This window comes from Gordonia sp. NPDC057258, from assembly GCF_042668985.1.
In the GTDB taxonomy this organism is placed as follows: domain Bacteria; phylum Actinomycetota; class Actinomycetes; order Mycobacteriales; family Mycobacteriaceae; genus Gordonia; species Gordonia hongkongensis.
Genome location: NZ_JBHUXZ010000069.1, coordinates 270 through 2,864 on the forward strand (window position 1 = coordinate 270; position 2,595 = coordinate 2,864).

The 2,595-nt window shown below is 53.2% G+C and carries 2 protein-coding genes; one reads left to right on the forward strand and one right to left on the reverse strand.

Annotated features, from left to right (window positions below; translation table 11 throughout):
- Positions 1-371: 371 nt before the first annotated feature.
- A complete protein-coding gene (locus ACFUEJ_RS24065) occupies positions 372-1,856 on the forward strand; it encodes a UvrD-helicase domain-containing protein (protein ID WP_388032345.1) in 1,485 nt (494 codons plus the stop codon).
- A gap of 274 nt (positions 1,857-2,130) precedes the next feature.
- Here the strand turns inward: ACFUEJ_RS24065 and ACFUEJ_RS24070 are convergent.
- Positions 2,131-2,595: GIY-YIG nuclease family protein (locus ACFUEJ_RS24070; protein ID WP_388032347.1), on the reverse strand; the 465-nt coding region annotated here is incomplete at its 5' end.

A 2,595-nucleotide genomic window follows, 5' to 3' on the forward strand; every position in this document is an offset into this window, starting at 1 on the left:
GTGCTATGGACCCGAACACGCGCATATTTGAGTTCCTCGGCGCACCAGTCAAGGCGCGTAGCGGCAAGGCGTCGCCGACGCTCGCTGACATCGAGGCCGAATTGGACGGGGGACCCTGTGTTAGCGGAGTTGTCTGAAAACGAATCAGAAGCAAATCAGCTATTGAACCTGTTCTCCTCGGACCTAACAATAGAGCAGGCCGAGTTTCTGGACGGTGTCTACCGCCGCTCCTTTGCATCGAGCGAGCCATTTCGTGTAGCAATCAAAAAAATTCTCGAAGCATCCATCCAGCCGATGGCCCCTCGGAGCCCAGACGACGCTGAAGTTCAGGAGGCGATTGGAAAAAACGAAAGCTCTGGCCTATAGCTGGTGTGAGCGAGGTCGACAACAATGGCAAACCGTTCGAGCTTGCAGCCTACGGCTCCTTGTTTCAGGCGAATGGTTACGTTCCGCGTCTGAATGCATACGTAGTACTCGGTGTTCACAAGGACATTAAAGGTACTCTTCTGCGGAGCAAGCCTACTCACAAAGGATGGGCCGCCGGCAGCATGGAGTGGAACAAGGTGCAGGTTCTGCTCGGCTTTTGCGACAAATCTATTCTTTATATACGGCACGCTTGGCAACTCCAGAATCTGGCCAAGTTGCTGGCGCTCGACACAGGTAGAGCGTCAACCGATGCGCCGAAGTTCCAGACCGTCCCGCCAGGCGACTACAAGACGGCGGCAATCGACGAGGCGTTGTATCAATTCGGTACATTTGCCGAGAATCTCGCATTGGACCCACGAAGAATTAAAAATGCCGAAGGGTTGACTCCTGACTCAGTTGAACACCATTTCGCGTCCGCAGTTTCCATTTTCTTTGAAGAGCTCTATCGGACATTCAAGACGGAAGGCGTCGTCTCGTTCAATCGACTCTTCTCACAGCTGTCTACCTCAGGAGACTGGTTCGACAAGGTGAACGGCGGTTCTCTCCTGACTATGAAGCATTTGCTCATAGATGAATTTCAGGATATCTCGCCCGTTATTGTGAAGTTTGTTGTCGCTATGCACGAGCGACTTCGAGCGGTATCCCGTGACTCCGACGCTCCGTCGGTAATGTGCGTTGGGGACGATTGGCAGTCCATCTATGGGTGGCGCGGTAGTTCTCCACAGTTTTTCCTGCATTTCCCTCGGTATTTCAAGGGAGCACGCGACCAGACGTACCGCCTTAGAGATAACTATCGGTCGTCGGCGTATGTCGTCTCCGCTGCGGAAGCTTCGCTATCCGACCTAACAGAGCAATTTCCCGGCAAGCAGGGTGGTATCGCGAAGGGAAAATGGCGTGACTTGAAGCATCCGGTTGCGCTCGTGTCGGAATTCAACGCCCAGGACGCAGTGGCTCTTGTACGTACGATACTTGACCGTCTACCCACTGATGAGCGTCTCTATGTGCTCACGCGTGGCTCAGTGAATCCCGTCTTCATGCAGATATGTGACGCGTTTAAGGGGGAGAGTTCCGAGCGGTTTCTTGCGACCACGTTTCACCAGAGCAAAGGGCTGGAAGCAGAGTACGTCATCCTTATCGGTGACACACAATACAGCTCGACCAATAATTTACGAAATTCGCTGTACAAAATGGCCGGACTAGGTTCAGTGAAATCGGCAACACCATATGACGATGCGCAGAGGGACGAGGCGCGGCGGCTGGCTTACGTCGGAATTACTCGCGCAATGAAGCTGTGCATTTGGTTGTGCGAGCCGAGCGACGATGGAACGTTTGTTAGATTGCCAGAGGACGGCCCGAGTTCGAAGCGCATGAATCTTGCTGAGGCGAATGCGCTAGTGGACGTGGCTTTATCAACTGAACGAGTTGTGTGAAGAAAGTGATAGAGGAACACTGCCGTCCAATGCTTGCACGGTCTAGGAGGGCAAAACGTGTGGCCCCGCGCGATAACGCCTGGGTTAATGGGTGGGGGTCAAGGTCGGTAGTGTTCTTCGCGCTTGCCGGTGTGTCTTCATTTCAGCGATAACGGATACTGTATCGCCGGGACGGACGACAACTGCTTGCATATCGTCCGTCTCCTCATTCGGCGGAAATCCATAGTTATCCCAGACAGGTCCCAGAAGGTCGGCCCTCGAAGAGAACTCGCCCTCATGCTTTGACGAACATCTGACGTGGTGCAACCTGCTCCGACATTCTATTGCCTGTGAAGCTTAGCGTGTGAAATGGAGTACGAGTACCTTGTACATTGACGAGTGGATGCCCTTCGGCAAGCCCATGTTCAATTAGCGCGCGCTCGATGACGTCCAGCGCCGTTCCCACATCTTGCGAACCGTGAACCTTCAAATACCCAAGCAAAAGGACGCGAGCGCCATTTTTTTCCCAGTCCTGTATTTGACGCATCAGCCTCAGATTGTTCAATTGCTGCTTGATTCTCCCTCTTAGATTTAGAGCTTTCCCTATATAAAGCGGGGTGATGCGATGGCCGTACTTCCTCGCGAATACGTAGACCCCCGGCACGTCGTCCACGCTCTCGAGCACAGAGAGGCTGTATATCAGCGTTGGGTCGGCTCGAAGGGTCAATGCGGTAGACCAATGAATTTTTATGTTCATAAA